General features: G+C 59.0%; 29 protein-coding genes. 15 read left to right on the forward strand and 14 right to left on the reverse strand.

All coding sequences use genetic code 11. The features are described 5' to 3' along the window. Window positions 1–167 precede the first annotated feature (167 nt). Window positions 168–1,151 carry a quinone oxidoreductase family protein gene (locus tag AC2FEB_RS11350; protein WP_117870487.1) on the forward strand — a complete coding sequence of 328 codons (984 nt, stop codon included), beginning with the start codon at window positions 168–170 and terminating at the stop codon, window positions 1,149–1,151. Between the two features lie 47 nt (window positions 1,152–1,198). On the opposite strand, the gene AC2FEB_RS11355 is transcribed toward AC2FEB_RS11350, so the two are convergent. From AC2FEB_RS11355 to AC2FEB_RS11395, 9 genes are all read right to left on the reverse strand, one after another. Next, on the reverse strand, window positions 1,199–1,732 hold the full coding sequence (locus AC2FEB_RS11355; protein ID WP_117870485.1) for an outer membrane protein: 534 nt from the start codon (window positions 1,730–1,732) through the stop codon (window positions 1,199–1,201). Window positions 1,733–1,992: 260 nt separating this feature from the next. Next, window positions 1,993–2,469 (reverse strand): YHS domain-containing (seleno)protein, encoded by a 477-nt coding sequence (locus AC2FEB_RS11360; protein ID WP_117870483.1) that lies wholly within the window; start codon window positions 2,467–2,469, stop codon window positions 1,993–1,995. A gap of 183 nt (window positions 2,470–2,652) precedes the next feature. Next, the gene (locus AC2FEB_RS11365) at window positions 2,653–2,922 is read right to left on the reverse strand and encodes a hypothetical protein (RefSeq protein ID WP_117870481.1); all 270 of its coding nucleotides are present in this window, start codon (window positions 2,920–2,922) and stop codon (window positions 2,653–2,655) included. After that, window positions 2,919–3,524, reverse strand: coding sequence for a glycerol-3-phosphate 1-O-acyltransferase PlsY (gene plsY / locus AC2FEB_RS11370; protein WP_299642249.1), 606 nt, complete (start codon window positions 3,522–3,524; stop codon window positions 2,919–2,921). The genes AC2FEB_RS11365 and plsY overlap by 4 nt, the downstream gene beginning before the upstream one ends. Next, window positions 3,524–4,804 (reverse strand): dihydroorotase, encoded by a 1,281-nt coding sequence (gene pyrC, locus AC2FEB_RS11375; protein ID WP_117870477.1) that lies wholly within the window; start codon window positions 4,802–4,804, stop codon window positions 3,524–3,526. Before pyrC ends, plsY begins: the two co-directional genes overlap by 1 nt. Further along, window positions 4,801–5,187, reverse strand: a complete 387-nt coding sequence (locus AC2FEB_RS11380) for a hypothetical protein (protein WP_254683726.1) — start codon at window positions 5,185–5,187, stop codon at window positions 4,801–4,803. Before AC2FEB_RS11380 ends, pyrC begins: the two co-directional genes overlap by 4 nt. After that, window positions 5,172–5,690: a hypothetical protein gene (locus AC2FEB_RS11385; RefSeq protein WP_117870475.1), complete on the reverse strand. Its 519-nt coding sequence runs from the start codon at window positions 5,688–5,690 to the stop codon at window positions 5,172–5,174. The genes AC2FEB_RS11380 and AC2FEB_RS11385 overlap by 16 nt, the downstream gene beginning before the upstream one ends. Beyond that, complete coding sequence (locus AC2FEB_RS11390) at window positions 5,687–6,622, reverse strand: aspartate carbamoyltransferase catalytic subunit (RefSeq protein WP_496672408.1); 936 nt, start codon at window positions 6,620–6,622, stop codon at window positions 5,687–5,689. Before AC2FEB_RS11390 ends, AC2FEB_RS11385 begins: the two co-directional genes overlap by 4 nt. 59 nt (window positions 6,623–6,681) lie before the next feature. After that, window positions 6,682–7,269 (reverse strand): scavenger receptor class F, member 2, encoded by a 588-nt coding sequence (locus AC2FEB_RS11395; RefSeq protein ID WP_496672405.1) that lies wholly within the window; start codon window positions 7,267–7,269, stop codon window positions 6,682–6,684. Window positions 7,270–7,379: 110 nt separating this feature from the next. Here AC2FEB_RS11395 and AC2FEB_RS11400 point away from each other — a divergent pair, with 110 nt between their 5' ends. The 5 genes from AC2FEB_RS11400 (at window position 7,380) to AC2FEB_RS11420 (ending at window position 14,477) form a co-directional block, all read left to right on the forward strand. Then, a complete protein-coding gene (locus tag AC2FEB_RS11400; protein WP_117870469.1) occupies window positions 7,380–8,147 on the forward strand; it encodes a uracil-DNA glycosylase in 768 nt (255 codons plus the stop codon). Continuing rightward, window positions 8,144–8,743: a metallophosphoesterase family protein gene (locus AC2FEB_RS11405; RefSeq protein WP_117870467.1), complete on the forward strand. Its 600-nt coding sequence runs from the start codon at window positions 8,144–8,146 to the stop codon at window positions 8,741–8,743. Before AC2FEB_RS11400 ends, AC2FEB_RS11405 begins: the two co-directional genes overlap by 4 nt. A gap of 229 nt (window positions 8,744–8,972) precedes the next feature. Further along, complete coding sequence (gene moaB / locus AC2FEB_RS11410; protein WP_117870465.1) at window positions 8,973–9,515, forward strand: molybdenum cofactor biosynthesis protein B; 543 nt, start codon at window positions 8,973–8,975, stop codon at window positions 9,513–9,515. 106 nt (window positions 9,516–9,621) lie between these two features. Beyond that, window positions 9,622–11,070: an efflux RND transporter periplasmic adaptor subunit gene (locus tag AC2FEB_RS11415; RefSeq protein ID WP_496672534.1), complete on the forward strand. Its 1,449-nt coding sequence runs from the start codon at window positions 9,622–9,624 to the stop codon at window positions 11,068–11,070. A gap of 5 nt (window positions 11,071–11,075) precedes the next feature. Next, on the forward strand, window positions 11,076–14,477 hold the full coding sequence (locus AC2FEB_RS11420; RefSeq protein ID WP_117870461.1) for an efflux RND transporter permease subunit: 3,402 nt from the start codon (window positions 11,076–11,078) through the stop codon (window positions 14,475–14,477). Here the strand turns inward: AC2FEB_RS11420 and AC2FEB_RS11425 are convergent. Together AC2FEB_RS11425 and AC2FEB_RS11430 are read right to left on the reverse strand one after the other, a co-directional pair. Then, window positions 14,444–14,893, reverse strand: a complete 450-nt coding sequence (locus AC2FEB_RS11425) for an NUDIX hydrolase (RefSeq protein WP_299899230.1) — start codon at window positions 14,891–14,893, stop codon at window positions 14,444–14,446. The genes AC2FEB_RS11420 and AC2FEB_RS11425 overlap by 34 nt on opposite strands. A 4-nt stretch (window positions 14,894–14,897) precedes the next feature. Beyond that, entirely contained in the window at window positions 14,898–15,704 is an 807-nt protein-coding gene (locus AC2FEB_RS11430; RefSeq protein ID WP_371415279.1) for a protein-disulfide reductase DsbD domain-containing protein, read from the reverse strand. A 151-nt stretch (window positions 15,705–15,855) separates the two neighbouring features. On the opposite strand from AC2FEB_RS11430, the gene AC2FEB_RS11435 reads away from it, so the two are divergent. After that, entirely contained in the window at window positions 15,856–16,410 is a 555-nt protein-coding gene (locus AC2FEB_RS11435; protein WP_117870455.1) for a YqgE/AlgH family protein, read from the forward strand. Here AC2FEB_RS11435 and AC2FEB_RS11440 read toward each other — a convergent pair whose 3' ends face one another. After that, a complete protein-coding gene (locus tag AC2FEB_RS11440) occupies window positions 16,411–17,361 on the reverse strand; it encodes an L-threonylcarbamoyladenylate synthase (RefSeq protein WP_117870453.1) in 951 nt (316 codons plus the stop codon). A 138-nt stretch (window positions 17,362–17,499) separates the two neighbouring features. Here AC2FEB_RS11440 and AC2FEB_RS11445 point away from each other — a divergent pair, with 138 nt between their 5' ends. The 7 genes from AC2FEB_RS11445 (at window position 17,500) to AC2FEB_RS11475 (ending at window position 24,004) form a co-directional block, all read left to right on the forward strand. Further along, the gene (locus AC2FEB_RS11445; protein ID WP_117870451.1) at window positions 17,500–19,203 is read left to right on the forward strand and encodes an acyl-CoA dehydrogenase; all 1,704 of its coding nucleotides are present in this window, start codon (window positions 17,500–17,502) and stop codon (window positions 19,201–19,203) included. After that, on the forward strand, window positions 19,203–20,249 hold the full coding sequence (locus AC2FEB_RS11450) for an MBL fold metallo-hydrolase (RefSeq protein WP_496884068.1): 1,047 nt from the start codon (window positions 19,203–19,205) through the stop codon (window positions 20,247–20,249). The genes AC2FEB_RS11445 and AC2FEB_RS11450 overlap by 1 nt, the downstream gene beginning before the upstream one ends. Before the next feature lie 4 nt (window positions 20,250–20,253). Further along, complete coding sequence (locus AC2FEB_RS11455) at window positions 20,254–20,706, forward strand: DUF6173 family protein (protein ID WP_117870447.1); 453 nt, start codon at window positions 20,254–20,256, stop codon at window positions 20,704–20,706. A 56-nt stretch (window positions 20,707–20,762) separates the two neighbouring features. Then, window positions 20,763–22,604 carry a glycerophosphodiester phosphodiesterase gene (locus AC2FEB_RS11460; protein WP_254683725.1) on the forward strand — a complete coding sequence of 614 codons (1,842 nt, stop codon included), beginning with the start codon at window positions 20,763–20,765 and terminating at the stop codon, window positions 22,602–22,604. Further along, window positions 22,591–23,130, forward strand: a complete 540-nt coding sequence (locus AC2FEB_RS11465; RefSeq protein WP_117870445.1) for a hypothetical protein — start codon at window positions 22,591–22,593, stop codon at window positions 23,128–23,130. Before AC2FEB_RS11460 ends, AC2FEB_RS11465 begins: the two co-directional genes overlap by 14 nt. An 89-nt stretch (window positions 23,131–23,219) precedes the next feature. Beyond that, window positions 23,220–23,354 carry an aa3-type cytochrome c oxidase subunit IV gene (locus tag AC2FEB_RS11470; RefSeq protein WP_117870443.1) on the forward strand — a complete coding sequence of 45 codons (135 nt, stop codon included), beginning with the start codon at window positions 23,220–23,222 and terminating at the stop codon, window positions 23,352–23,354. Window positions 23,355–23,371: 17 nt separating this feature from the next. Beyond that, complete coding sequence (locus AC2FEB_RS11475) at window positions 23,372–24,004, forward strand: hypothetical protein (RefSeq protein ID WP_117870441.1); 633 nt, start codon at window positions 23,372–23,374, stop codon at window positions 24,002–24,004. Here AC2FEB_RS11475 and AC2FEB_RS11480 read toward each other — a convergent pair. Both AC2FEB_RS11480 and AC2FEB_RS11485 read right to left on the reverse strand, forming a co-directional pair. Then, on the reverse strand, window positions 23,993–24,325 hold the full coding sequence (locus tag AC2FEB_RS11480) for an AzlD domain-containing protein (protein ID WP_117870439.1): 333 nt from the start codon (window positions 24,323–24,325) through the stop codon (window positions 23,993–23,995). The genes AC2FEB_RS11475 and AC2FEB_RS11480 overlap by 12 nt on opposite strands. Beyond that, window positions 24,322–25,038, reverse strand: a complete 717-nt coding sequence (locus AC2FEB_RS11485; protein ID WP_117870437.1) for an AzlC family ABC transporter permease — start codon at window positions 25,036–25,038, stop codon at window positions 24,322–24,324. Before AC2FEB_RS11485 ends, AC2FEB_RS11480 begins: the two co-directional genes overlap by 4 nt. 49 nt (window positions 25,039–25,087) lie before the next feature. On the opposite strand from AC2FEB_RS11485, the gene AC2FEB_RS11490 reads away from it, so the two are divergent. Next, on the forward strand, window positions 25,088–25,975 hold the full coding sequence (locus AC2FEB_RS11490; RefSeq protein WP_117872876.1) for a formate dehydrogenase accessory sulfurtransferase FdhD: 888 nt from the start codon (window positions 25,088–25,090) through the stop codon (window positions 25,973–25,975). Window positions 25,976–26,178: the final 203 nt, after the last annotated feature.

The following is a 26,178-nucleotide window of genomic DNA, read 5'->3' on the forward strand; positions in this document are numbered from 1 at the left end:
GCGCCGCGGAACGGATCCGGCAATTTGTTGTCCGTGGCCGGACCAGCCGACAACGCCTGACCTCATTATAGCACAGTTTGGCGAAATCCTGTTCAACACTGTGGCACCAGACGGATTGCCCTGCATCGCAGTCATGTTAGCTTGAGGTCAGGCAAGAGGAGGTCAGGATGCAGACAACAGCAAAAACGGTTGTAGTTCACGAATTCGGCGGGCCCGAGGTGTTGCGGATCGAAGACAGGCCAGTGGGCGACCCCGGACCGGGTGAAATACGTATTCGCCACCAGGCCTGCGGCCTAAATTTTATCGACGTATATCAACGTACTGGATTGTACCCCCTTGATCTTCCTCATGCTTTGGGCATGGAAGCGTCCGGCGTCATCGAGGCCGTCGGGGACGGGGTGACGCACCTGCAACCCGGCCAGCGGGCCGCATATGCGGCAGCCCCACCCGGAGCGTATTGCGAGGCCCGCGTAATGCCTGCGGCACAGGTGTGCCCTCTGCCGGACGGCATCACATTCGAAGCTGCTGCGGCAATGATGTTGAAGGGTTTGACGGTTGAATACCTGTTTCACCGAACCACTCCGCTGAAACGCGGGGATACGGTGCTGTTTCACGCAGCGGCCGGTGGGGTCGGACTGATCGCCTGCCAATGGGCGAAATCCGAGGGGATCACCCTGATTGGCACGGCGGGAACCGACGAGAAATGCAGCCTTGCCCGGTTCAACGGGGCTGCGCATTGCATCAACTACCGATCCGAGAATTTCACCGAACGGGTGGCCGAGATCACCAAGGGTCAGGGCGTGGACGTGGTGATGGATTCCGTCGGGGCGGATACGTTCCAAGGATCGCTGAATTGTTTGAGACCGTTAGGGATGATGATTTCCTTCGGCAACGCGTCCGGGCCGGTGCCGCCGTTCGATATCGGTGTTCTGGGTCAGAAAGGATCGCTCAAGATCACCCGACCCACCTTGTTCACCCATATTGCGGATCACTCCGTGTGTCAGGCAATGGCGCGCCGCTTGTTCGGCAAGGTCGAGGGCAGAGAGGTCAAGATTCACATCGATCAGCGTTTTGCGCTTGATCAGGTTGCCGATGCCCATCGCGCGCTTGAAGCGCGACAGACCACGGGCAGTACGATTCTGGACCTCTGAATCGAGGCCCGGCCGGACAGGCCGGGCCCATTTTTGTGGGATGCCATTCAGAACCGGTAAGAGGCGCGAATCTGCAATGTGGTTGCGTCGACATCCACATTGTTTCCGTTGAAGTTATCGAATTCGTGGTACAGCAGTTCTCCACCAATACTCACGTTTGGGGCCACGATCTGTTCGTAGCCTGCGCCAATGAACCACCCGTCATCGCTGCCCAAGGTGTCCGTACCAGCTTCGGCATAGCCTGCGGTGCCATATAGCAAACCTTGCGGGTTTATTTTGTAGCCAGCACGCGCCTTCAGCCGCCAGACATCTTCAACAGTTGCGGCGCCAGACAGATCCACGTCAGTCCAGTCATAGTCAAAACCGCCGCCAACGACCCAGTCGCCGAGATCATAATCGTAACCCAGGATGATACCACCGATTACGCCATCGCCGTCGACCCCGGACAGGCTGGTGTCCACATCGGCATAACCCAGTTGCAGACCGCCATAAAACCCGGTCCAGTTGCCCGAGGATTGTGCCATTGCCGATCCCGCGACCACGGTTGCGACAGTGGTGATGAGAGCCAATTTCAATGTCATCTCATTTCCTTTCGATTGTCACTCTGCTGCAGTGAAATTCAGTTCACTTATGCAGACCATTACGATCCGCTAGCGTCATCGGATCAGTGATACCTACGAATTCCAGCCCGTATTCTTGCGTTGAAACGTGACAAGACACGCCGTTGCCCTTTGAAAACGGGCACTTCTGATACTGATGAGATAGGAAGAAATGAGAGGTCTTCAAACGACATGCGGCGGCGGAACGTTCCGCCGCCGACACGCCTGACAGTTTCAGCGGATTATTGCTTCTGCAATTCAGCAGGGGTCTTGTCCGCGATGTCTTCCCAGTTTGCGCTCGCGCTTTCGATAAAGCCCGGGATGTCGCCTTCCCAGCGTTCCTGGATGTCTTCCGACAGGTTCAGGTACAGCTTGTTGTCGACGATTTTCCAGTAGTTCGGGTCACCGTCGAACTTGAAGCCCATGGCTGTACCGAAGGCGCAGTAGCCACCGTAGGCAGGCAGGTAGGCTTCCGGGTTGGCTTCGAAGGCGGCTTTGTTTTCTTCCGACGAGAAACGATACATTGCATCGTCGTACAGCGTGGTGATTCGGTAGTCACCTTTGGTGGCTTCACCGACGGTGAAATAGGCAACCGGGTCATAACCCTGCATGGCCAGACCAGTCGAGCTCGCGTTGATGTCCACACCCGCAGCCAGAGCGGATGTTGCCACTGCAACGGACAGAGCGACGCCACCGATCAGAGATTTAAACTTGTTCATTGTTCCACCTTTCGTGAAAGGAGCCTCGTCTGTGTGCGGATCGAAGGCCCCGGATTGTTGTCCTGTGTGGCCCGTAATTGACCGTCACGACAGCGATCTGGGGTGCAGTTGGATCACGTTCAAAACAATGAATCGTGATTGTGCGCCAGAGAATAACGCCTGTTCAAAAATGCAGGCCCGACATTACGCGTCCGGTTCAAAGTCCAGAACAAACGCAATGACTTTGCAGGCCGCCATTTCACACGGCCTCAGCAGTGCCCCGCTGAGGCGCGTCTGATACAGGTTCATGCTGATATAGTCGGTTCCGCCCAGTTCGTGTGCAACCAGCTTGTGGGATTTTCCCTCTGCCATCTGTTGACGCACAACGACGTAGCGCCGGTCCCCCGATATACCAGTGAAACTACCCTTGGGCAGCGCGAAAAAAGCGGAGACAAAAGCGTCCGGCGGTGTCACGACTTTCCGATTTTCGGTTCAGTTCCAGCCTTGATTCGCGCGACATTGGTGCTGTGACGCCAGTAGATTAGAAGCGTCAGAATAACCCCCAGGATAAAAGATTGCCCGCTGGTCAGAACCAGCACCCAGGTTGTTGAAAGTGCAGCCGCGGCCAACGCGCCGACCGAGGATATCCGCCAGATCGCTGCCGCCACCAACCAGCTGAGACAGCAAGCGACACCGACGCGCCAGTCCAGCGCCAGCCAGAGGCCCAGAAAGGTGGCCACGCCTTTTCCGCCCTTAAACCCCAGCCAGATAGGAAAGCAATGGCCCAGAAAGGCAAAAAGGGCTGCGATTTGTGCGGCGTCTTCTCCGGCATAAGCACGGGCAATCAGAACCGCCACCGCGCCTTTGGCCGCGTCAAACAGCAATGTCAGCGCCGCTGCGGCTTTGTTGCCGGTACGCAGGACGTTTGTTGCCCCGATATTCCCGGACCCGATTTCGCGCAGATTTCCCAACCCCATGACCTTGGCAAGCAAAAGGCCGAAGGGAATGGAGCCCATCAGATATCCAACCACCGCCCACTGGAGCAGTTCGCTAGTCGAGTTGTCGATCGGGGGCATTAGGAACTCCGGAACACTTCTTGACCTGCAACATAGGTCGAAATGACCTTACCTTGCATCCGCTGGCCGTCAAATGGAGTGTTCTGAGATTTGGATTTTAAGGCAAACCGATCAAGCACAAAAGGCACATCCGGGTCGAACAGAACCAGATCTGCCGGGGCACCTTCCGACAATCGGCCACTTTCCAGACCAAGCCGTTTGGCCGGGTTCAATGCCATCGCCCGGAACAGGGTCGGCAGGTCCAACTGGTCGGCATGATACAGGCGCAACGCCGCAGGCAACAGCGTTTCCAGCGCCACCGCACCGGAGGCGGCTTCTTCGAACGGCAGGCGTTTGCTTTCCTCGTCCTGCGGTGTGTGCATCGAACTGATCGTATCGATGAGGCCGGTGCGGACGGCCTCGATCACCGCCTGCCGGTCATCCTCGGACCGCAGTGGCGGCTTGACCTTGAAGAAGGTGCGATAGTCGGCCACGTCGAGCTCGTTCAGCGTCAGATGGTGAATTGACGTACCAGCGGTGATGTCCAGCCCGTTGCGCTTGGCCCGTTCCAGCGCCGACAGGGCGCGAGCCGTGGTGATCTGATCCGCGTGATAGGCAGCCCCGGTCATTTCCAGCAAAGCGATGTCCCGGTCCAGCCCCATCCGTTCGGCCATGGGCGACACGGCAGGCAACCCGCGCAAGACAGCGAATTTGCCGCTGGTCACAGCCGCCCCTGTGCTCAGGCCAGGTTCCTGCGGATGGGCAATCACCAGCGCGCCGCAGGATTTCGCATATGTCAGCGCGCGGGAAAACACCTTGGTATTGGTGATGACATGATCGCAATCGGTGAAGGCTACGGCACCCGCGTCCTGCAAGAACCCGATCTCGGTCATCTCGCGCCCTTCGCGCCCCTTGGTCAGCGCGGCCATCGGCAGAACATTGACCGGCGCATCCGCCTGCGCGCGCCTTGTCGCAAATTCCAGCGTTTCCGGCGTATCGACCGCAGGCAGAGTATCCGGCCGGGTGACGATGGTTGTCACACCCCCGGCAGCCGCCGCAAGACCAGCGGATTTGTAACTTTCCTTGTGCCGTTCCCCCGGCTCGCAGACCTTGACGCCGATATCGACGATGCCGGGAGCGAGGCACTTGCTACCGCAGTCGATGACCTGAGCGTCAGCGACGGGCACGTCCCCGTTGCCCTTGCCCTGAATGAGGCCGTCGGCAATGTGCAGCCAGCCGAGACTGTCCGTGCCGGTTTCAGGGTCGATCAGGCGGGCATTGGTGAAGATCAGGGTGGTCATGGAATGGCCCTTTCAATCGCGGCTTTGGTGGCGGCCGGGTCTGACTGGTACTTGATCAGATGCTTGTAGCCGCTGTTGGTGACGATCTGCACGAAGCTGCCCATGATATTCACGGCGGTGATCTGGTTCAGCGCCACGCTGCGTCTGCCGGGTCCAGTCAGCGCGGTGTCTGACAACTGCCAATTGGCGACCAGTTCTTCCGAGGCCAGATACCAGGCGCGTATGCCAATGGCAGCAAGGCCAGCGGGCGCTCCGGTCCAGACGTAAGGATTGCCGATCAGCCACAGCACGATCATCGCACCGGCCATGCCAAGGGCGGCGAGCCATGCGTTGGTGCGTATGTAGGCCCACTTGTCCGGGGCGAAGGTCACAGGATCAGCCACAAGATGCCTCCGGTGATTAAAAGCGCGACAAGCACCATCATGGCCGACCCGACGCGGCGGGGGGCGTCACCTGCTGTGACGGTTTGCGGGGCCGAGAAGGGTTTGGCGCTTTCGGTTTCAATGGTCCCCCCGGTCCAGCTTGTGGCCTCTTCCGTGAACAGGCCGATCAGGCGCAGGCGAGGGTCAGGCCTGAGCATCGCGGGGCGACCTTTGAACGCGGTACTGCGCAGGACCATGACCCAACCTTCGACAGAGGCCAGAGCGTCGCGGTCCAACTGGTCTGCTGAAACGCCGCACCCTTCGGTCAGGTAGCCGTACAGCCCGAGCTCCTCCAGATCGGATACCGGAAAAACATCGATGTGGCTGGGATCCAGCCCATCGACCCCAAGCACCTGACCGGCGGCACCGGGTTCGCGCAGGAACTTTGCCTCTTCCGGACGCATGTCCAGCGCGAACAGGCGCAAGACGCCGTGTTCGTTGGGGGAGATGGCCAGCTTGTTCACGCGGCCTCGCAAAGGTTGCGGGCCAGCAGTTCCATTGCTGCCATGCGAACGGCGACGCCCATTTCCACCTGTTCCTGAATGACGGACCGGTTGATGTCGTCCGCCAGTGTGCCGTCGATCTCGACCCCGCGGTTCATCGGACCGGGATGCATGACGATCGCGTCTGGCTTGGCCTGTGCCAGCTTCGCGGCGTCCAGACCATAGCGGTGGTAATACTCGCGTTCCGAGGGGATGAACCCGCCATCCATGCGTTCTTTCTGGAGGCGCAACATCATGACGACATCGACGTCTTTGAGGCCCTCGTTCATGTCATCGTATATTTCGGCGCCAAACTCGGCAAATTGCGCGGGCACCAGCGTCGGCGGCCCAATCAGGCGGATGCGGTTCTCCATCTTGCCCAGCAGGATCAGGTTCGAGCGGGCCACGCGGGAATGGGCCACGTCCCCGCAGATCGCGATGTTCAGCCGGTGCAGGCGACCCTTGGCGCGACGGATGGTCAAGGCGTCCAGCAGGGCTTGCGTTGGGTGCTCATGTTTACCGTCGCCCGCGTTCAAAACGGCGCAATTGACCTTTTGCGCCAGAAGATCGACCGCGCCGGAATGCGGGTGCCGAACAACCAGAAGATCGGGATGCATCGCGTTCAATGTCATCGCAGTGTCGATCAGGGTCTCGCCTTTTTTGATCGAGCTTGCCTGCATCGCCATGTTCATCACATCCGCGCCCAGCCGTTTGCCCGCCAGCTCGAAACTGGCCTGCGTCCGGGTCGAGTTTTCAAAGAACATGTTGATCTGGGTGAGACCCGACAGCACGTCCGAATGCTTGGTCGACTGGCGGTTCATGGCGACATAGGTCTCGGCCAGATCCAGAATTTCGGTGATATCGGATTGCGACAGATGCTCGATGCCAAGAAGGTGACGATGGGCGAAACGCATGGGCGGGCTCCTGTCTGACAATCGCGCCGCTTATAGGAAGCCGTGCGACGCAAGGCAACCTAAGGTTCCGTACCCTCAGGCAGTTTTTCGCAGCCGCCCTCGGGCAGGCATTGCTCACCCGGCTTGCACCACTTGCCGTAGCCGCAGTCGATCGCCTTGATCGGTACACAACCCTGATGGGCCGAACATTTGAAACCGGGACGGCATTGTGATCCGGTTTCCTCGCACAGGAACCATCCCGGACGAGAACATCCCCCGCCGGGCAGGCAGGACGAGCCGCGCGCGCAGGTTCTGCCATCAGCGCAAGTGGTTGGAGGCGTCGTATCCAACTCGGGTGCGCTCCGTTCACACTCACCACGACCATTGCAGAAACTGTCGCCCGGACAGTCCAGCCGCGAGGCGCATTTGTTCAGGCCTGCGGGCGCACATCTGAGTCCACCTGCGACGCAGCGTTCGAACGGACCGCAACTGCGCCCGCCGCCGCAATAGGTGCCGCCCAGCGGAATGCAGTGGCCATCAAAACTGCATCTTTGCCCGCCTGAGCAACAGGTGCTGCCGCATTTGAACTGACCAGCACGGCACTGCCCGTGTTTGTCGTGAAACGTGGCCACTGCCGGATCACCAGTGACTACCAGCACTAAACCCATGATGAGGAATCGCAGAAATCTGAGCATCGCACGCCGATGGTCGGCGCGACAGAGCGACCGATCAAGTCCTATTCGCTTTCCCTCAGCCCTCAGGAAGGTAAGTTATCCCTATGGAATCGGGTTTGGACTATTATTCTGCGCGGGCGCTGCTGGAATGGCAGATCGAATTGGGCGCCACCGAGGCAATCGGTGATGTGCCGGTTGACCGGTACGCGTTGCCCGACACCACGGCCAAACCCAAGAAAGCAGAAGCGCGCCCCGCCGCCCCGGCGAAGCCACGGGATGTAGACCCAGTTGCAATAGCGGGATCTGTAGCACAGGGCGCGGGATCGCTGGATCAATTGCGCGCAGCGATGGACGCTTTCGAACACTGCGAGCTCAAACGCGGGGCGCGACAGTTGGTTTTTGCCGATGGTACCCCCGGCGCGCGCGTGATGATCATTGGCGAAGCTCCCGGGCGCGAAGAAGACCGTGAAGGCAAGCCCTTTGTTGGCCGTGCAGGTCAATTGCTGGACCGGATGCTGGCGGCAATTGATCTGGATCGCCGCGAAAGCGTCTATATCACCAATGTGCTGCCATGGCGGCCCCCGCAGAACCGCGATCCCAAGCCCGAAGAGATCGGGATGATGAAGCCGTTCTTGGAACGCCACGTGGCACTGGCCAGGCCCGAGGTTCTGGTTGTGATGGGGAATATCAGCTGTCAGGCGGTGCTGGGCAAACGCGGAATCACCCGCCTGCGCGGCAAATGGGATCAGGCAATGGATCTTCCAGTGATTCCGATGTTCCACCCGGCTTACCTGTTGCGACAACCGCAGATGAAACGGCAGGCCTGGGCGGATCTGCTGGAACTGAAAGCGCGGCTGCGAGGTGCAACATGAAGGTTCTGGCATTCTCTGATCTGCACATGGCGCGCAACCGGGCAGCCGATCTTGTCGCCGCCAGCGCCGAGGCTGATCTTGTCATTGGCGCCGGTGATTATTGCAACTCGCGTCAGGGGCTGGACGAGGCGATGCATATGCTGTCCGGCATTTCGGCCCCGCTGGTCCTGATCCCGGGAAACGCAGAAAGTGCGGAAGAACTGGGCGATGCCGCCCCGGAAGGTGTCCATGTCCTGCACGGGTCTGGTATGACGATAGACGGCGTGCGCCTGTTTGGCCTTGGCTACGGTGTACCACCGACTCCGTTCGGAAACTGGTCCTGTGACCTGACAGAAGGTGAGGCGTCCGAGATGCTCGACCGGTGTGAAACGGCTGATGTCCTGATCGTTCATTCTCCTCCCAAAGGGTATGGGGATCAGACATCGCAAGGCCTTTCGGTCGGATCAACTGCCATACGAGATGCGGTGGAACGCCTTCAGCCAAGATTTGCGTTCTTCGGTCATGTACATGAAAGCTGGGGCTATCGAGGGTCCTTGGGTCGAACGCATTTGGCCAATCTGGGCCCGACGCCGAGTTGGTTTGAAATAGGCCCATGACCGAAACCTTCACTCTGTTGGCGCCCATTCCGCAGTTTGTGAACCCCGAGGCGGGATCATCGCCGTCGGAGTGTTTGCGGTGAACGGGCTTGTGGGCATCTTTGCCGGATGCGCGAGTGGGCTGCGTGTCGGCAATCCACACGCCTCACGTAATATTGGCCAGATTACGGGGGGTATTTTTCCCGCCCTCGCTATCCGACTTGCCATTCTGGAAAGGGTCTGACGCAAGATGTCACGTATTGACGAAACCATGGAGTTCATCCCCGTCAGAATTGCCGTTCTGACCGTTTCGGATACCAGATCGATGGACGAAGATCGCTCGGGGCAGACATTGGTGGACAGGATTGAAAAAGCGGGCCATGTGGTTGCGGATCGCCAGATCATTCGGGACGAGCGCGACCAGATCGCCGACCAGTTGCGTGCATGGGTGGCTGATGAGCAGATCGATGTCGTGATCTCGACCGGGGGAACGGGTCTGACCGGGCGGGACGTGACAGTCGAGGCGCACCGGGACGTGTACGAAAAAGAGATCGACGCATTCGGCACTGTCTTCACCATCATCTCGATGGAAAAAATCGGCACCTCGGCGGTGCAGTCCCGTGCAACCGGGGGCGTTGCGGGGGGAACATACCTGTTTGCATTGCCCGGCAGCCCGGGGGCCTGCAAGGATGCGTGGGATGGGATTTTGGAAAAACAGTTCGATTACCGGCATCGCCCCTGCAATTTTGTGGAAATAATGCCCAGATTGGACGAACATCTGCGACGGAAGTAGACTGGTCGTACGTTCAATTCCGTATAACCGCTTTGTGGCTTGGCATAATTCGTGATCCAGCTACATGTTGTGGACGGCAGCTTAGTGCAACCGGGGTAACTGATTGATGCGATTTCTGCGGCAAAGTCTTGTCGGTGTCTTTCTGGCGTTCCTGACGCTGGCTTTGCTTTTTGTTGCCGCGCAGATCATCATGGGCGCTATTCAAGACGTCCTGACGCGTGAGGACCCGGCGCCCGCCGCCCGCGAACGGATCTTTGCGGTTGCAGTGCGTCAGGCCGAAGCGGAAACCGTTACCCCCTATCTCGAAGCATTCGGAGAGGTCCAGAGCCGGCGCAGACTGGAATTGCGTGCGGCACTGGGTGGCCGTGTTGTCGCCCTGGCAGAGGATTTTGTGGATGGCGGAACGGTAACTGCTGGGGAAGTTCTGGTTAAACTGGATCCGGCGGATGCCCAATCCGCGCTGGATCGGGCCAAGTCGGATCTTTTGGACGCACAATTCGAAGAACGTGATGCCGAACGGTCTCTGCTGCTAGCGCAGGACGAATTGAAATCGGCCGAGGCGCAAGCCGAACTGCGGGAACGGGCGCTGCAACGGCAACGCGATCTGGAGTCCCGAGGGGTAGGCGCCGCCGCCAGCGTAGAAGAGGCGGAACTGGCGGCTGCGTCAGCCCAACAGGCCGTTCTGGCGCGTCGCATCGCGCTTGCGCAGGCTGAATCCCGCGTCGATCAGGCAACGACGTTGTTGGCCCGGGCCGTGATTGCCCTGGAAGCTGCGGAACGCGATCTTGAAGATATGACCATTCGGGCCGGTTTCAGCGGTACCCTGACCGATGTGACGCTGGTGGAAGGGCGCTTGGTGTCGGCGAATGAAAAACTGGCTGAACTTGTTGATCCAAACGCTCTGGAAGTGGCGTTCCGGGTGTCAACGGCACAATATGTACGTTTGTTGGACGAGAAGGACAGGCTGATCAACGCGCCGGTCACAGTGTCGCTTGAGGTAACGGGCGCCGATCTGACCGCGACAGGCCATATCAGCCGTGACAGCGGGTCAGCGGGCGAGGGCCAGACCGGACGCTTGATTTATGCACGTCTGCAAGAGGCATCCGGGTTCAAGCCCGAAGATTTCGTTACCGTCTCGGTTCAGGAACAACCGCTTGCCAACGTGTTCCGCTTACCGTCTTCGGCTTTGGACGCATCGGGAACGGTTCTGGTGATTGGTACAGATGACCGCCTGGAAAGCTTGCCGGTGCAGCTTGTCCGCAGACAGGGTGACGAGGTTTTACTGCGAGGTGACGGGTTGGAAGGGCGCGAGGTTGTTATCGGTCGCACGCCGTTGCTTGGGCCAGGTGTGCGGGTGCGGCCGCTGCGACATGAGGCTGGGGCAGACCCAGGCATGGTCGAGTTGTCAGATGCGAAACGTGCCGAGCTCGTGGCCCGGGTTGAGGCCAACGAAGCCATGCCTAAGGATGAAAAAACTCAGGTTTTAGGTCAGTTGCGGTCAGCGCGCGTACCCTCATCTCTGGTGCGGCGTATTGAAACCAAGGCTGGGGGCTGAGCGTCATGATGCGCGAGATACCTGGCGCAGCGGGTGGCCTTCTCAGTTACTTCACACGACATAAGACAGTTGCTAATCTGCTGCTGCTTGTGATGCTGGTTCTTGGTGCAGCTGCCATTCCGAACATGCGGGCGCAGTTCTTTCCGGATGTCATTCTGGAACGGGTTGATGTGACCGTCTCGTGGGAAGGTGCAGGTCCCGAGGACATGGATGCCGGTATCGTGCAGTTGTTGGAACCTGCGCTGCTGGCCGTTGAAGGGGTAACCAGTACCGAGGCCAGTTCACACCCAAGTTGGACCCGCGTCAGACTGGAATTCGAGCCGAACTGGGACATGTCCCGCGCAGTTGAAGACATCCGGTCCGCGATAGACGGTGTGACGGATCTTCCCGAAGGCTCTGAAGAACCTGAAATTCGACGCGGCGCATGGCGGGACAGGGTAACGGATGTCGTACTCAGCGGGCCTACCGATACCAATCAACTGGCGAAGTTGACGGATGAGTTCATCAACCGTTTGTTCTCGGCGGGCGTCACGCGAACCGAAATCAGAGGCATTGCCGCGCCCCAGATCATTGTCGAGATCACCACGGCGCAATTGATCGCAAATGACATCACCATGGAAGAGATCGCGTCCGCGATTGCGGCCGAGGTCAGCACCGATCCCGCCGGCGAGGTTGAGGGCGCAGGTGCGCGTATCCGAGCCGGAACCGAAAAACGGACCCCGGAACAGCTCGAAGGCATCGCGCTGCGGACCTTTGCCAATGGGTCGAAGCTGAAAGTTGGTGATATCGCCAGGATTCGGGTCGAAGGTGTCACACGGCATCGCAGTTATTTCGTCGGCGACGATCCGGCCATGTCCATCAGGGTCGACCGGTCAAATCTGGGCGATGCGATAGACATCCAGCACACAGTTGAAGACGTTGCCCGCGAAATGCAGGCCAGCTTGCCCGAAGGTGTGAAGATTGAACTGATCCGCACCCGCGCCCAGGCCATAACCGACCGATTGAACATCCTGGTCAACAACGGGTTGATGGGCCTGGGCCTTGTCGTCTGTCTGCTGTTCCTGTTCCTCAACGCGCGCATCGCCTTCTGGGTTGCGGCGGGTATCCCCGTGGCGATGTCGGCCGCAATCGCATTGATGTATCTGGGGGGATTGTCGCTGAACATGGTCTCGCTGTTCGGCCTGATCATCACACTGGGCATCGTGGTTGATGACGCCATCGTGGTAGGAGAGCACGCGGATTTCCGTGCCCGACGGCTGGGTGAGTCGCCTGTCGTGGCCGCAGAACGCGCGGCGCGGCGAATGGCCATGCCGGTTCTGGCTGCGACTGTCACGACGGTAATTGCGTTTTTCGGTCTGACTCTGGTGGGCGGTCGGTTCGGAGAACTGATCCGCGACATTCCCTTTACAGTGATCGCTGTACTGATCGCTTCGCTGGTCGAATGCTTCCTGATCCTTCCCAATCACATGGCACACGCCATAGCGCACTCGGCCAAGGAGCACTGGTATGATCTGCCCAATCGGGTCGTCAATCGTGGTTTCCGTTGGGTTCGGGACCACCTGTTCCGCCCGTTGATCTCCTGGGTGATATGGGCGCGTTACGTGGTCGTGGCGCTGATGATCGCGGTATTGGCCAGCCAAGTCGCACTGTTCATTCGCGGCGATGTGAACTGGCGTTTTTTTAATGCACCTGAACGGAGTTCGGTGACTGGCGGCTTTATCATGCGCGAAGGCTCAACGCGATCAGATACGCTTGAAATGATGCGCCTTCTGCAGCAAGCGGTCAATGATCTGGGCCAAATCTACGAAGAGCGTCACGGCCGCAATCCGATCGACTATGTTCTGGCCGAGGTTGGCGGCAACGCAGGCCGGCAACTGGCTGCTGCGGATGGTAAGGATGGCAGTTTGTTGGGTGGTATCTCGATCGAGCTTATCGATGCTGATCTGCGTTCGTATTCAAGTTTCGAATTTGTCGGAGAGTTGCAGGAATTCGCGCCGCGCCATCCCAAACTCGAAGTGGTAAGCTTCCGGGGTTGGCGGTCCGGCCCTGGCGGCGATGCCATCGATGTGCAGTTTTTCGGCTCTGATGTGAGCGTTCTCAAGGCCGCGTCCGAAGACCTGCAGGCCGAGCTTTCGAAATTCCCCGAAGTCTCGGCGCTTGAAGACAATCTGGCTTATGACAAGGAAGAGTTCATCTTGGACCTGACTGCGCAGGGAGAGGCGCTGGGATTCCGGATTGAGACGCTGGGTCGCGCCCTGCGCAATCGCCTGAACGGCATCGAAGCGGCGACATTCCCGGACGGGCCACGCAGTGCCGAGATCCGTGTGGAACTGCCTGAGGGCGAACTGACGGCAGATTTCCTCGAGCGTACGCTGATGCGGTCTCCTGACGGGGTTTACGTACCGCTGGCCGACATCGTTTCGGTCGAGCGTAAATCCGGTTTCTCGACGGTTCGGCGCGAAAACGGCCTGAGGGTTGTTTCGGTCTACGGCGACATCTCGGAAGATGATCCGGCACGCGCCACCGAAATCGAACGGGCGATGCAGGAAGAAATTCTGCCCGATATCGCAGCGGAACGGCAAGTTGAGTGGCGCATGTCGGGTCTGAGTGAACAGGAAAATGAATTCCTTGCCGAAGCGCGCACCGGTTTGATCCTGTGCCTGACAGGTATCTACCTTGTACTGGCCTGGGTGTTCGCCAGCTGGACACGGCCAGTGGTTGTTATGGCAATCATACCCTTCGGCCTCGTTGGTGCGATCTGGGGCCACTACATCTGGGAAGTGCCGCTCAGCATGTTCACGGTGGTCGGATTGCTGGGCATGACCGGAATCATCATCAACGACTCGATCGTTCTGGTGACCACGATAGATGCGTATCAAAAAGACCGTGGTCTGGTTCCGTCCATTGTCGAAGGTACCGCAGACAGGTTGCGGCCCGTGATGCTGACCACTTTGACCACGGTTCTCGGACTTGCGCCGTTGCTTTATGAAGGTTCGCAACAGGCGCAATTCCTCAAGCCGACCGTGATAACGCTGGTTTACGGGCTTGGGTTCGGGATGTTGCTGGTTCTGATTCTGGTGCCTGCTCTTCTGGCGATCGTCAATGATGTAGCGCGCCCGATGACAGCCATGCGCCGAGCTGCGCGGGCACCCGACCGGGTGGTTCGGGGCGCACTGGCGGCAACCGGGGCCGCATTGGCGGTTTGGTTCGGCCTGACAATGATTTGGCCCGCAGTTACCGGCGCACCGCTTGGCCTGCTGCAAGGCCTCTATGCAGGTGGAGATGGCATTGCGGTGCTGCAAATGGGGTTGGGTGCATTTCTGGCCGGTGCAATTCTGATCGTGATCCTGAGCGTGGTGCTGTCAGGTTTGCTTTATGGGCGGCTCACAAGATCGGCCGATGCCTGATCCGCGCGGATTGCGTGTTCCATAAGGTCGATGACCCGCGCGCTCATCGGCAAGTCGCCCCGGCGTATCTGCTCGATGGCAAACCAGCGGGCATCCAGCGCGTCGTCACCGGCTTGTGGTGTGCCAGACTGATAGCGGCAGGCAACGCCGACCAACAGGTAATGGGACAGAACCTGTCCCGCCTTGTCGTGGCGCAGCAAATCCAGATTTCTCAGGTAATGTGACGGTTCCGCAATCACCGAGGTTTCTTCCTGCAGCTCGCGCTGCGCCGCCTGCAAAACGGTTTCACCCCACTCCACGTGGCCGCCGGGGAATCCCCAAAGCCCCTTGTCCGGCTGTTTGCTGCGCTGAACCAGAAGAACCTTGTCCTGATGCAGAACAACCGCCAACGCACCGATCTTGGGGGATTGGCTCATGGACTCAGCCCGCGCTGCAGCCCAGAATATCGACTGCGTGATTGGAACCCAGAACGGTGATCCGGATCTCGGACCGGTCTAGTGCAAAAGTTGCACCTGATGCGTTTATGATTTCTGCTTCGGCCACCAGAGTATTCCCCTGCCTCTGAGACACAGGTTGCGAGGCCCAAAGAGCAGGATTGCCGGGTTCGATAACAGCGACTTCGCGGCCACCCGCAGACGGCATCGTCATCCGAGCTTCAATCCGCATTCCGTCTTTCGTGGGCGTCAGATTACAGGTGGTCTTGGTGACACGTGCTTCGCGCGCGGAATAGGGTCTTTGCGCCAGCGCTGCAGCAATCGCCGGGTTGCGATCAGCGTCGGCGTCGAGCGTGTGGTCGAAATCCAGGCGTTCCGGGATGCAAACGTCTTTGCAAACCCCCAGATCCATCCTGCCTTTCAGGTGGACCGGTTTTGCCGGGTTGCGCGGAGTGACCTTAATGGGCAGGACCAGCTGGTTTTCATAGCCAATCGATTGTAGGCCATCCTGATCAAATATTTCGGGCGCGGGCCAGATGATTTCCACCTGGCCGATATTGCTGGATCGCTTCCAGTCGAACTCGGGCGGGATGCCGGAATCTCCTGGCGCGCGCCAGTAGGTCTTCCAGCCATCCTTGAGCGTAAGCTTCAAAGCGGACATGTAGGTGCCGTTGGCCGTCCGCCCGCCATCCAGAACATCCAACTGGACCACGTCATCCAAGCCTTGCGCGGCAACTGGGACGGACAGGCTCAGACACGCGAGTGCGGCGACAGCGGTAGGTTTCATCGACATCTTCATACCCCATAAATGCGCGTCGTTGGCGCGGATTCCAAGTCACGATCCGGTCACTGCGATGAAATCCGTCGAAATACGGGTTCGTCTCTTGCAAACTATGGTGCGGCGGGGCCATTGTTGATGTGAACTGACAAAGAGATGACGGCCCATGGACCTGACCGGAAAACTGTTGATTGCGATGCCCGGAATGGGTGATCCGCGATTCGACCATTCGGTGGTGTATATGTGCAGCCATGGCGACGATGGCGCCATGGGATTGATCGTGAACAAGCCTTCGGATCTGCGAATCAAGACGTTGCTGGGGCAACTGAACATCGCCTGTCGTATCCCGGTCATCGGAGAGCGCCTTGTGCATTTCGGTGGCCCGGTCGAGATGTCGCGCGGATTTGTCCTGCATGGCTCCGATTATGAGGCCAATCTGCATTCGATGCATATTTCCGAGGAATTCAGCATGACGGCGACGCTGGATGTGCTTGAAGATCTGGCGTCTGGCAGCGGACCGCTGAATTCGATGCTGACGCTGGGCTATTCCGGCTGGGGGCCAGGCCAGCTTGAGGACGAAATTGCCATGAACGGCTGGCTGACCACCGAAGCCACGACGAAACTTGTCTTCGACGTGCCCGATGACGAAAAATGGGAAGCTGCGTTGGCGACGCTCGGTGTGGATCCTCTGACGTTATCCGCCAGCGCTGGCCGGGCCTGATCAGCTGTCGCGTGGTGCGGCGGCGCGGCGCAACCTGTCATTGATTGCAGCCCCCAATCCGGTGTTCGGGATCGGAGATACGGCAATTGGTCGCCCGGTCTCGTTCAACCTGTGAAAGGCTGCAAAGAGATTCGCGGCCGCCTCGGTCAGACGTCCTTCGACAGACAGGTTCAGGTCGCATTCTACTGGCCCGAAGCCAAGCAAAACCTCATCGCCCTGACGGGCCGTGACGTTCAGGCGCACAGGCGCATCCGGCGCATAATGCGACTGCAACTGTCCCGGAGCGGTCAGCAGATCGCCGGATTGATGCAGGTGCAGAGGCATGTTCAACACGCTTTCGATCCGGTCCAATGCAACGCCCCCCGGACGCAGCAATGTGGGCTCTCCAGCCAGACCGACTATGGTGGATTCCAGACCCACTCCGCAGGGACCGTCGTCCAGAACCGCCGCGATCCTTCCGCCAAGGCCGGACCACACATGAGCTGCCGTCGTGGGGCTGATCTGACCCGAAGGATTTGCCGAGGGGGCCGCGACGGGCCCATCAACGTCGGCCAGCAGCGCACGCGCCGTCGGGTGCGCGGGCACGCGCACAGCCAAAGTGTCCAGCCCGGCGGTCACCAGTGAGGAAATCCCGTGTCCTTCGCGCAACGGCAAAACCAGGGTCACAGGACCGGGCCAGAAGGCCTTTGCCAGCTGCTCGGCATGATCTGACCATTGCACAAACCGCTGTGCCGCGCCCACCGAGGCGACATGGGCGATCAGCGGATTGAAGTTGGGCCGTCCCTTGGCCTCGTAGATCGACGCGACGGCCTGACCGTTGCGGGCGTCGCCGCCAAGGCCATAGACCGTTTCGGTCGGAAAAGCGACCAGAAGACCCTGACGCAACATATCGGCAGCCCGTGCGATGCCGTCGGGATCTGCCGTCAATTCCTGTGTGCCGGATGAGATCATATCTGATGACGCCGCGTTTTGGTTGCCTGGAACTTGAGGAAAGGTACGTAATCGGTTCAGGCCCACACGCTTACCGGCGCTTGAACTTGATTCCAAGCCCGCCGATGTATTCTGATCCGTTAGACCCCGAGAGAAATCATGCCATATCGCGCCCCAATCTCTGATTATCAATTTCTACTGGACCATGTCGTCGGGTTCGACCAGGTCGCCGCCACCGAGACTTTCGCGGATGCCAGCGCCGATGTCGTCAGCGCCATCCTGACCGAAGCAGCCAAGATGAGCGAAGAGGTTCTGGCTCCATTGCAGCGTGCCGGTGATCTGGAACCGGCACGGCTTGAGAATGGCGTGCTGCGCAGTTCTCCGGGCTATGCCGATGGCTGGAAGGCGATTGCCGAAGGCGGGTGGATCGGGATCAGCGCTGATCCTCAATTTGGCGGTATGGGCCTACCGATGGCCATCACTACTGCCGTGAACGAGATGATGAGCGCCGCTTGCCTGTCGCTGCAACTTGCTCCGCTGATGGCGCAGGGCCAGATCGAGGCGCTGGAACATCACGCCAGCGACGAACTGAAGTCGCTGTATCTGCCCAAAATGATTTCCGGTGAGTGGTCTGCCACCATGAACCTGACCGAAGCACAGGCCGGATCGGATGTCGGTGCGCTGACCTCGAAGGCCGAACCAAACGGTGATGGCACCTACTCAGTGACCGGGCAGAAGATCTTCATTTCCTGGGGCGACAACGACTTTGCTGAAAATGTCTGCCATCTGGTTCTGGCCCGTCTGCCGGACGGTGTGCCCGGCACCAAGGGCATTTCCTTGTTTCTGGTACCGAAATACATCCCCGATGCGGCTGGAAACCCCGGCGTGGCCAACGACCTGAAGGTTGTTTCTGTCGAACACAAGATGGGCCTGCATGGCTCACCCACCTGCGTGATGCAATATGACGGCGCCAAAGGATGGCTTGTCGGTAAGGAACATGGTGGTATGGCGGCCATGTTTACCATGATGAACAACGCCCGCCTGGGTGTGGGTGGCCAGGGTGTGGGCGTTGCGGAAGGCGCCTATCAGCACGCTTTGGCCTATGCGCTGGAGCGTAAGCAGGGCAGGACGCCTTCGGGTACGATCATCGATCATGCGGATGTGCGTCGCATGATCATGGATATGCGCGCCGATATCTTTGCTGCGCGTGCGATTCTCATGGCCAACGCAACGGCGATTGATATGGCGAAAGCCACCGGCGACACAGACTGGGTCGCGCGGGCCGCGTTGTTGACGCCAATCGGCAAAAACTTTGGGGCCCGGACCGGAATAAGCGTGGCTGAAACCGGCGTGCAGGTGCATGGGGGCATGGGCTTTGTCGAAGAAACAGGTGCGGCGCAGTATTCCCGCGATGTTCGCGTGACCGCGATTTACGAGGGAACCGATGGCATTCAGGCCATGGACCTTGTTGCGCGCAAAATGATGGACGGCGGCGAGGCGGCGTCGAACCTTCTGGACGAGATCGAAGAACAGGCAGAACACGCGCGTACGACGATGCCCGATTTGGCCGGTCCTGTGTGGGAGGCAACAGAAACCCTGCGCGAGGCCACCGAATGGTTGGTGGCGCAGGACGACATGAACGATCGATTTGCAGGCGCAACGGCATATCTTCAGGCGTTTGCCCGGGTGCTTGGCGGGCACTATCACCTGTCCGCGGCACTGGCCGATCCGGAAGGACCACGGGCCAAGCTGGCGCGATACTACATCAACGCCTTGTTGCCCGAGCATTCCGGCCTTCTGGCGCGGGTGCAAAGCGGGGCGGATGATCTCTTTTCGCTCAGCCCAGACGAATTGGCGGCGTGATGGACGGGGATCGCGTTTCGGGGATCAGGTATCCGTGGGCTGAACCGCCTGCGCCGGGTGAGGCCGTCGAGGTTGCCGAGGGCGTTCTATGGATGCGCCTGCCTCTTCCGATGGCGCTGGATCACGTCAATATCTACGCACTGGACGATGGCGAAGGTTGGACGGTGATTGATACCGGGCTGTCGTCGAACAAGACGCGGCGTATCTGGGAAACCCTGATGGGTGGGCCCCTCGGGGGCAAACCGATCACCCGTGTGGTGGTGACGCATCATCATCCTGACCATGTCGGCAATGCCGGGTGGTTTCAGTCGGAGCACGGGGCCGAGCTGGTCACAAGCCGCACCTCATGGCTGTTTGCGCGAATGCTGACGCTGGATGTGCAGGAAACATGGCCGCAGGAGACGCTTGATTTCTATCGCTGCGCGGGCATGGCACCCGAGGTTCTGAATGAGCGGATGAAGGATCGTCCGTTCAACTTTGCCGACACGGTCTATCCCATGCCGCTGGGCTTTAAACGGATCAAGCAGGGCGACGTGATCCGAATGGGTGGCCGCGACTGGGACGTTCATATGGGCAATGGCCACGCGCCGGAACACGCCACCTTCTGGAGCCGTGATGACAATCTGGTGTTGAGCGGCGATCAGATTCTCAGCTCGATCAGTCCCAATCTGGGCGTCTATGCCACCGAACCGATGGCCGATCCGGTTTCAGCGTGGCTGGAAGCCTGCGAGCGTTTGCAAACGCTTGCCCGGCCCGATCATCTGGTCCTTGGCGGGCACAAGCTGCCTTTTACGGGTCTGCCGCTTAGAATGAGGCAGCTTATCGACAACCACCACGGCGCTTTGGATCGCCTGTTGAAACATCTGGATCAGCCCAGAGCTGCCGCCGATTGTTTTCTGCCTCTGTTCAAGCGCACGATCCGTGAAGGTGAATATGGGCTTGCGCTTGTTGAGGCGGTTGCGCATGTGAATCATCTCTACCACATTGGTGCAGTAACCCGGACGCAACGCGCCGACGGGGCATGGCTGTATCAGCTCAAAGGGTAGAAGAATGCAGGACCAAATCGAAACCTCGGCCGAGGCCGCCGAAGCCGCTGCTTTGCCGCGGTGTCATGAGGTGCACGCAGATCCCAACGCTCAATCCGGTGCCAAGGACCTGCCCGAGAGCTTGAAGAAGCCGGTCAAGAACAAAAGCCCTGCGCAATGGGCTTACGAACGCTTGATCATGTACATCCAGAACTTCGAAAAGACGCTGGACGGTGATCACGAAGTCGCCATGGGCTTCACCGGTGGCGATGCCGGCGTAATGCGGATCGAGGGGATGGGGTATTTCGACCCCGACATGATTACTTTTTATGGATCGGGCGGGGCCGGGGCCCGCACGCAACTGGTGCAGCATGTCAGTCAGTTGAATGTGATGCTGCGCGCTTTGCCTAAATCCGTCGAGGATAAACCTGCCAACCGTATCGGGTTCCGTCTAGCTGCGGATCTGAATGACAGCTGACTTGCAATTCACGCGTGCGCGCCTTTGAATGACTGCATCAGTCCGGAGGCCGCCACGTGACAACAATTTTTCAAGCAGTAACACATGCCTACGCCGAAGCTTGGGCCCGGCGTTGGGTCTTTGTGCCAATCTATGTCGCTGTGCGTTTGCTGTTGGTGGCGTTGATCGCACCGGGTGTGGCCGTGGCCGTCAATCTGGCGGTCTCTCTGTCAGATCAGACCGCTCTGACCGACCAGGACATTGCGATGTTCCTGCTGTCTCCGGCAGGGTTCATCGCGGGTGTCGCGGTGCTCAGCCTGTTTTTGCTGGCCGAGGTCTTTGTGTTCTCGGTCATGGCCGGGTCCTTGCGCATGGGGGAAGGCGACCCCTGGCGCGCAGGGGGCGCGGCGCTGGCACTGAACCTGTCCCGCTTTCCGGCACTGTTCGGGTTTGCCGTTCGGTTCATCCTGCGTGTCTTGCTGCTTGCCCTGCCGTTTGTGGCCATCGCGGGGTTGATCGCATGGTGGACGCTGACGGAATATGACATCAATTATTACCTGACGTTCCACCCTCCGGCCTTTCAGGTGGCCGTGGTTCTTATTGGACTTGTCGGTCTTGCGTTGGCATGGGTGTTGATTCGTCGTCTGTCCGGATGGGCACTGGCCCTGCACTTGGTCCTGTTTGAAGGTGCTTCACCACGCGGAGCATTCGCCAAAAGCGAACAAAAGATGGAAGGCAAGCGCGGGCGTTTGAAGATCGAACTTGCCCTTTGGCTGGGAATGCGGCTTGTGATTGCGGCGTTGATAGCTGCAATGGCAAGTTTGTTGTTTGCGCTTGTGCCGGTGCAGGAAGGCGGCAGCCTCAGACTGGCATTGATCCTCAGCCTGATCATCGCAGGGCTTTGGTCCTTGGCGGGGTTGGTTCTGGCGGCAACAGCGCTGGGCGCGCTGGCGGTTGTGCTGGACGCGTTTTTCGAAGCTGAGACAAAAGAAGTTCCCCATCCCGAACCCCGAAGGGTCCGCGTACCTGTACTTGTGACTGTCGCAGCGGCCCTGGCGGCATTGGGCATTGGCCTTTGGTTCGGTCAAAGCCTGCTGGAACGGGTGCAGGCGCCGGATCATGCTGAGGTCATCGGTCACCGGGGCGCTGCGGCTTTACGACCGGAAAACACAATGGCCTCGGTCTTGAAAGCGATCGAGGATGGTGCGGACTGGGTTGAGATAGACGTTCAGGAAACGGCGGATGATGTGATTATCGTGGCCCATGACAGCGATTTCATGAAGTTGGCCGGCGTCAACCTGAAGGTCTGGGATGCTACGATACAGGATGTGGCTGATATCGACATTGGAAGCTGGTTCGGGCCGGAATACGCCGCAGAGCGGACCCCGACCCTGCGAGAGGTTCTGGAAGCGGCCAGGGGCAAGTCCAAGGTCCTTATCGAACTGAAATACTATGGTCATGACGTTGATTTGGAAAACCGGGTGATCCACCTTGTCGAAGAGCTCGGGATGCAGGGCGACATTGCTACCATGTCGCTGAAGTACCCGGCTGTGCAAAAGATGAAAAAGTTACGCCCCGACTGGCGCTCCGGCGTGCTGGCGGCCACGGCTGTCGGGGATCTGTCGGGGCTTGAAGGCGAATTTGTTGCGGTCAATGCAGGCATGGTGACACCGGGACTGATCCGCAAGGTGCAGGACGCGGGCAAGGATATCTACGTCTGGACTGTGAATGATCCGTTGCAGATGTCCAGAATGGCCTCGATGGGGGTGGATGGTCTGATCACAGACCGCCCGGCCATGGCCAATGAGGTTTTGCGCGTGCGCGCTGAAATGGGGCCGGGTGAGCGGCTGTTGCTGTGGCTGGCCACTACGTTTGGATTGCAGGTCGATACAGAGGCTATGCGCGATGAAAGCCCTTAAACTGGCGCTGATTCTGGCTCTGCCGCCACTGTCGGCATGGGCTCAGGATTTGATGCGAGGATTTGAAATGCCGGGCCACCGAGCGCTGATCGAACAAAGCGAGGGCGCCGAACTGACCTCGTTTGAAACTGACGGCTGTTCAGGCGGGTTGTCAGCCAGTTGGCGCTGGGTGGCAAAGCAGTTTCCGCAAGTTGGCGAACTGTATCAAGAGCACCCGCCATGGGAGTACTGCTGCGTGACCCATGACCGGGCTTATCACAATGCAGGAGGAGCGGAGACGACCGAGGAAAGCTATGACGCACGTCTGGCTGCGGATGACGCCTTGCACGCCTGTGTGGTAGAGCACGGAGACCGCCATGCAGAAGATTATGCCGACCGGTACGACATGACACCTGACCAGATTCGCAGCGTGCACGCGATCACTGCGGATGCAATGTATGGGGCGGTGCGATTCGGTGGCGGGCCCTGTAGCGGCCTGCCCTGGCGGTGGGGTTTCGGGTATCCCGGTTGCTCGGTTCTCAAGTAAGCGCATCTTGCGCGTGAAAGACGTGGTGACAGGCGTTGTATTTTCTATTATCCAACAGATCAAACACGCGAATTGGGAATCTGAGACTCATGGCTGAATACAAGCACGGCGAAATGGACATCACGGTCCAAACCAAAACTTTCAATGGTTTCATCAAAGCCACCACGTGGTGTGTAGTCGCCATTGCCTTCCTGTGCCTGTTTCTGGCGGTTTTCGCCTCCTGATAGTATTGGGGGCTAAATTGCTCAGGATTTTGATTGCCTGCTTGTTGGCAGCGACGCTGGCAGGCTGTGCCAATTCAAGCCGTCCTCAGGCGGATCAGAATGAAGTCGTATCCCGGTCCTACCGTGATCCGGGGCTATCGACGCTAACGCTTTACACGATGATCAGCACCCGCACCGGATCGGGTGCACATACGTCGCTGATGATCTCGGGTAGCGAGCGGGTGATCTTTGACCCTGCCGGTTCGTTCCGGGCGGATGTTGTTCCTGTGAAGGATGACGTGCTCTATGGCATTACCCCGGCGGTCGAGCGGGCCTATCGCAGCTCGCACGCGCGCGAAACGCATTATGCCCGTATACAGACCATACAGGTGAGCCCGCAACAGGCTGAAATCGCCTTGCAACTGGCAAAGCAGTCCGGTCCGGTCGCCGGCGCATTCTGCACCAACGCGACTTCGCAACTGTTGAAGCAGGTGCCGGGATTCGAGCAGATCGATGTGACGTTCTATCCGGTGAAATTGTCGGAACAGTTCGCAAAGATTCCGGGCGTCGTGACCGAAGAGTACCGGGAAAACGACGATGCGGATCTGCAAAAAGGGTTGGCGGCGAACAATGCGCGTCTCAACCAGCTGAACGCTGTCTCAACTCAGTAGATAAAGCAGACCATAGAGCGTGGCGGCCCCGGAAAAGATGGCCGCCAGCACGTTTTTGCTGATCACTCCCACTATCAGGGCAACAGCCGCCGCCGACATACGGGGCAGATCGGGCTGTCCTTCGGTGGCCGATGGCCAGACAACCAGCGGTGCGATCAATGCAGGAAGGATGGCCACCGCTGTATACCGCAGGTGACGCAGCAGCCAGGGCGGCATCGTGCGATCACCTACAAAACCGATAAAGACAAAGCGAAGCGCATAACTGCCGATGGCAAGCCCGATGATAATGGCCCAGATGGTGACGGACTCCGGCTGCGTCATGACTGCGTCTTTCTACGTTCGAGGATCAGTTCCGCTTGCGCTCCGGCAATCATTCCAGCGCATCCGGCGATCAACAGACCCAGATTGAACGGGATTGCGACCGTCAGCAACGAAACCGTGATGGCCACAAGTGCTGCGACCACATGTGCAAAGGTCCGCATCATCGGCCCTATCATGGCCAGAAAGGTAATAGGCAGGGCAAAATCCAGCGCCCAGCTTTCCGGTATTTGTGCACCCAGAACTGCGCCCAGATAGGTGCCCAGAATCCAGAGCGGCGTGATCGGCGTAACAGAGCCCACGAAATAGGCCATGCGTTGTGGCACTGACAGGTCAGGCTCTTTCTCGAACCGCACGATGGAGCAGGCATAAGATTGATCCACGGTCAGATATGCCGCAAAGGCACGCTGCCACATGGGCGCGGAACCCAGGTAAGGTGTCAGTGATGCGGAATACATCGCCATACGCAGATTCACGGCCAGCGCCGAGATTACGATGATCACGGTCGGGGTGTTGTCCTGCAACAGTTGCAGGGCCGCGAATTGCGCTGCTCCGGCAAAAACGGTCGATGTAAAGGCCATCGTCTGAACAAGGGTCAGCCCGGCTTCGGTCGCGAAAACACCAAACAGAAGGCCAAAGGGCACGGCGACGAAGACGAACGGCGTCCCGTCCCGAAAACCTTTCCAGAAGTATGACTTGGATGTGGCAGAGGCCATGGCTAAATCCTATGGTGATGCGTGCAGCAGTAACTGTCTTGGGAAGGGGTTGCAATTGGCCACGGAATTCGATCTGTCGGACTATCTTATCGCCCCTGATCCGGGCGCGACACGCCTGACCCGCGCGGTTGAGGGTGTGGACCAGAACGGCGAAATCAACCAGATTTCGGTGGTCGAAGAGCGCCCGTTGACGATATTCCTCAACGCGCAGGAAATCGTGACAGCGATGACCATTGGCGATTACCCCGAATATCTGGCGCTGGGCTTTCTGCGCAATCAGGGGATGCTACTGGCGGATGACGAAATCACGCGCGTGGAATATGATGACGATCTTGAAACCGTGATCGTTCGCACCGCGCGCCAGACGTCTTACGAGGATAAGCTGAAGAAAAAGACGCGCACCAGCGGGTGTGCCGTAGGTACGGTGTTTGGCGACATGATGGAGGGGCTTGAGGACGTGCAACTGCCGCAGGTTCAGGTGCGTACTTCGTGGCTGTACGAACTGGCCTCGAAGATCAACCGCACCCCGTCGCTGTATCTCGAGGCCGGGGCAATCCACGGCACTGTCCTGTGCCGTGAAAACCGCCCGCTGGTGTATATGGAAGACGTGGGCCGCCATAACGCTGTCGACAAGATTGCAGGCTGGATGCTGTCCGAGAATGAGGCGGCGGAGGACAAGATTCTCTATACCACCGGTCGCCTGACATCCGAGATGGTGATCAAGACGGCAATGATGGGCATTCCGGTTCTGGCCTCCCGCTCAGGCTTCACCGCATGGGGTGTCGAGATCGCGCGCGAAGTCGGGCTGACGCTGATCGGCAGGATGCGCGGGCAGCGCTTTGTCTGCCTCTCGGGTGACGACCGTCTGCTGCGCGACGTAGACCCGTCTACCGTGTCAGGCGAGGACAAGAAACACCGCCGCAAAAGTGCAGGATGATTTTGGAAACTCTCAGACTCTTTTTCTTGATTGTTGTGACGGTCAGTATCTTACCGCTGAGCATTCTTGCTGCCCGAAACTACGCACGCAGCAAACGGACCATCGTAGACGGGATGGCACGGTTGGACGAGGAAACTCTGAATCGATTGGGATGGGACGCAAGAGACTATATCGGTACATTTGACCTGTTTGCCCCATTCCGG

Source organism: Ruegeria sp. YTSC106, assembly GCF_059609765.1.

Coding starts and splice junctions, on each gene's coding strand:
- AC2FEB_RS11350 (WP_117870487.1), top strand. CDS start 168: ATGCAGACAACAGCAAAAACGGTTGTAGTTCACGAATTCGGCGGGCCC.
- AC2FEB_RS11355 (WP_117870485.1), bottom strand. CDS start 1,732: ATGACATTGAAATTGGCTCTCATCACCACTGTCGCAACCGTGGTCGCG.
- AC2FEB_RS11360 (WP_117870483.1), bottom strand. CDS start 2,469: ATGAACAAGTTTAAATCTCTGATCGGTGGCGTCGCTCTGTCCGTTGCA.
- plsY (WP_299642249.1), bottom strand. CDS start 3,524: ATGCCCCCGATCGACAACTCGACTAGCGAACTGCTCCAGTGGGCGGTG.
- pyrC (WP_117870477.1), bottom strand. CDS start 4,804: ATGACCACCCTGATCTTCACCAATGCCCGCCTGATCGACCCTGAAACC.
- AC2FEB_RS11390 (WP_496672408.1), bottom strand. CDS start 6,622: ATGCGTTTCGCCCATCGTCACCTTCTTGGCATCGAGCATCTGTCGCAA.
- AC2FEB_RS11395 (WP_496672405.1), bottom strand. CDS start 7,269: ATGGGTTTAGTGCTGGTAGTCACTGGTGATCCGGCAGTGGCCACGTTT.
- AC2FEB_RS11400 (WP_117870469.1), top strand. CDS start 7,380: ATGGAATCGGGTTTGGACTATTATTCTGCGCGGGCGCTGCTGGAATGG.
- AC2FEB_RS11405 (WP_117870467.1), top strand. CDS start 8,144: ATGAAGGTTCTGGCATTCTCTGATCTGCACATGGCGCGCAACCGGGCA.
- moaB (WP_117870465.1), top strand. CDS start 8,973: ATGTCACGTATTGACGAAACCATGGAGTTCATCCCCGTCAGAATTGCC.
- AC2FEB_RS11415 (WP_496672534.1), top strand. CDS start 9,622: ATGCGATTTCTGCGGCAAAGTCTTGTCGGTGTCTTTCTGGCGTTCCTG.
- AC2FEB_RS11420 (WP_117870461.1), top strand. CDS start 11,076: ATGATGCGCGAGATACCTGGCGCAGCGGGTGGCCTTCTCAGTTACTTC.
- AC2FEB_RS11425 (WP_299899230.1), bottom strand. CDS start 14,893: ATGAGCCAATCCCCCAAGATCGGTGCGTTGGCGGTTGTTCTGCATCAG.
- AC2FEB_RS11430 (WP_371415279.1), bottom strand. CDS start 15,704: ATGTCGATGAAACCTACCGCTGTCGCCGCACTCGCGTGTCTGAGCCTG.
- AC2FEB_RS11435 (WP_117870455.1), top strand. CDS start 15,856: ATGGACCTGACCGGAAAACTGTTGATTGCGATGCCCGGAATGGGTGAT.
- AC2FEB_RS11440 (WP_117870453.1), bottom strand. CDS start 17,361: ATGATCTCATCCGGCACACAGGAATTGACGGCAGATCCCGACGGCATC.
- AC2FEB_RS11445 (WP_117870451.1), top strand. CDS start 17,500: ATGCCATATCGCGCCCCAATCTCTGATTATCAATTTCTACTGGACCAT.
- AC2FEB_RS11450 (WP_496884068.1), top strand. CDS start 19,203: ATGGACGGGGATCGCGTTTCGGGGATCAGGTATCCGTGGGCTGAACCG.
- AC2FEB_RS11455 (WP_117870447.1), top strand. CDS start 20,254: ATGCAGGACCAAATCGAAACCTCGGCCGAGGCCGCCGAAGCCGCTGCT.
- AC2FEB_RS11465 (WP_117870445.1), top strand. CDS start 22,591: ATGAAAGCCCTTAAACTGGCGCTGATTCTGGCTCTGCCGCCACTGTCG.
- AC2FEB_RS11470 (WP_117870443.1), top strand. CDS start 23,220: ATGGCTGAATACAAGCACGGCGAAATGGACATCACGGTCCAAACCAAA.
- AC2FEB_RS11480 (WP_117870439.1), bottom strand. CDS start 24,325: ATGACGCAGCCGGAGTCCGTCACCATCTGGGCCATTATCATCGGGCTT.
- AC2FEB_RS11485 (WP_117870437.1), bottom strand. CDS start 25,038: ATGGCCTCTGCCACATCCAAGTCATACTTCTGGAAAGGTTTTCGGGAC.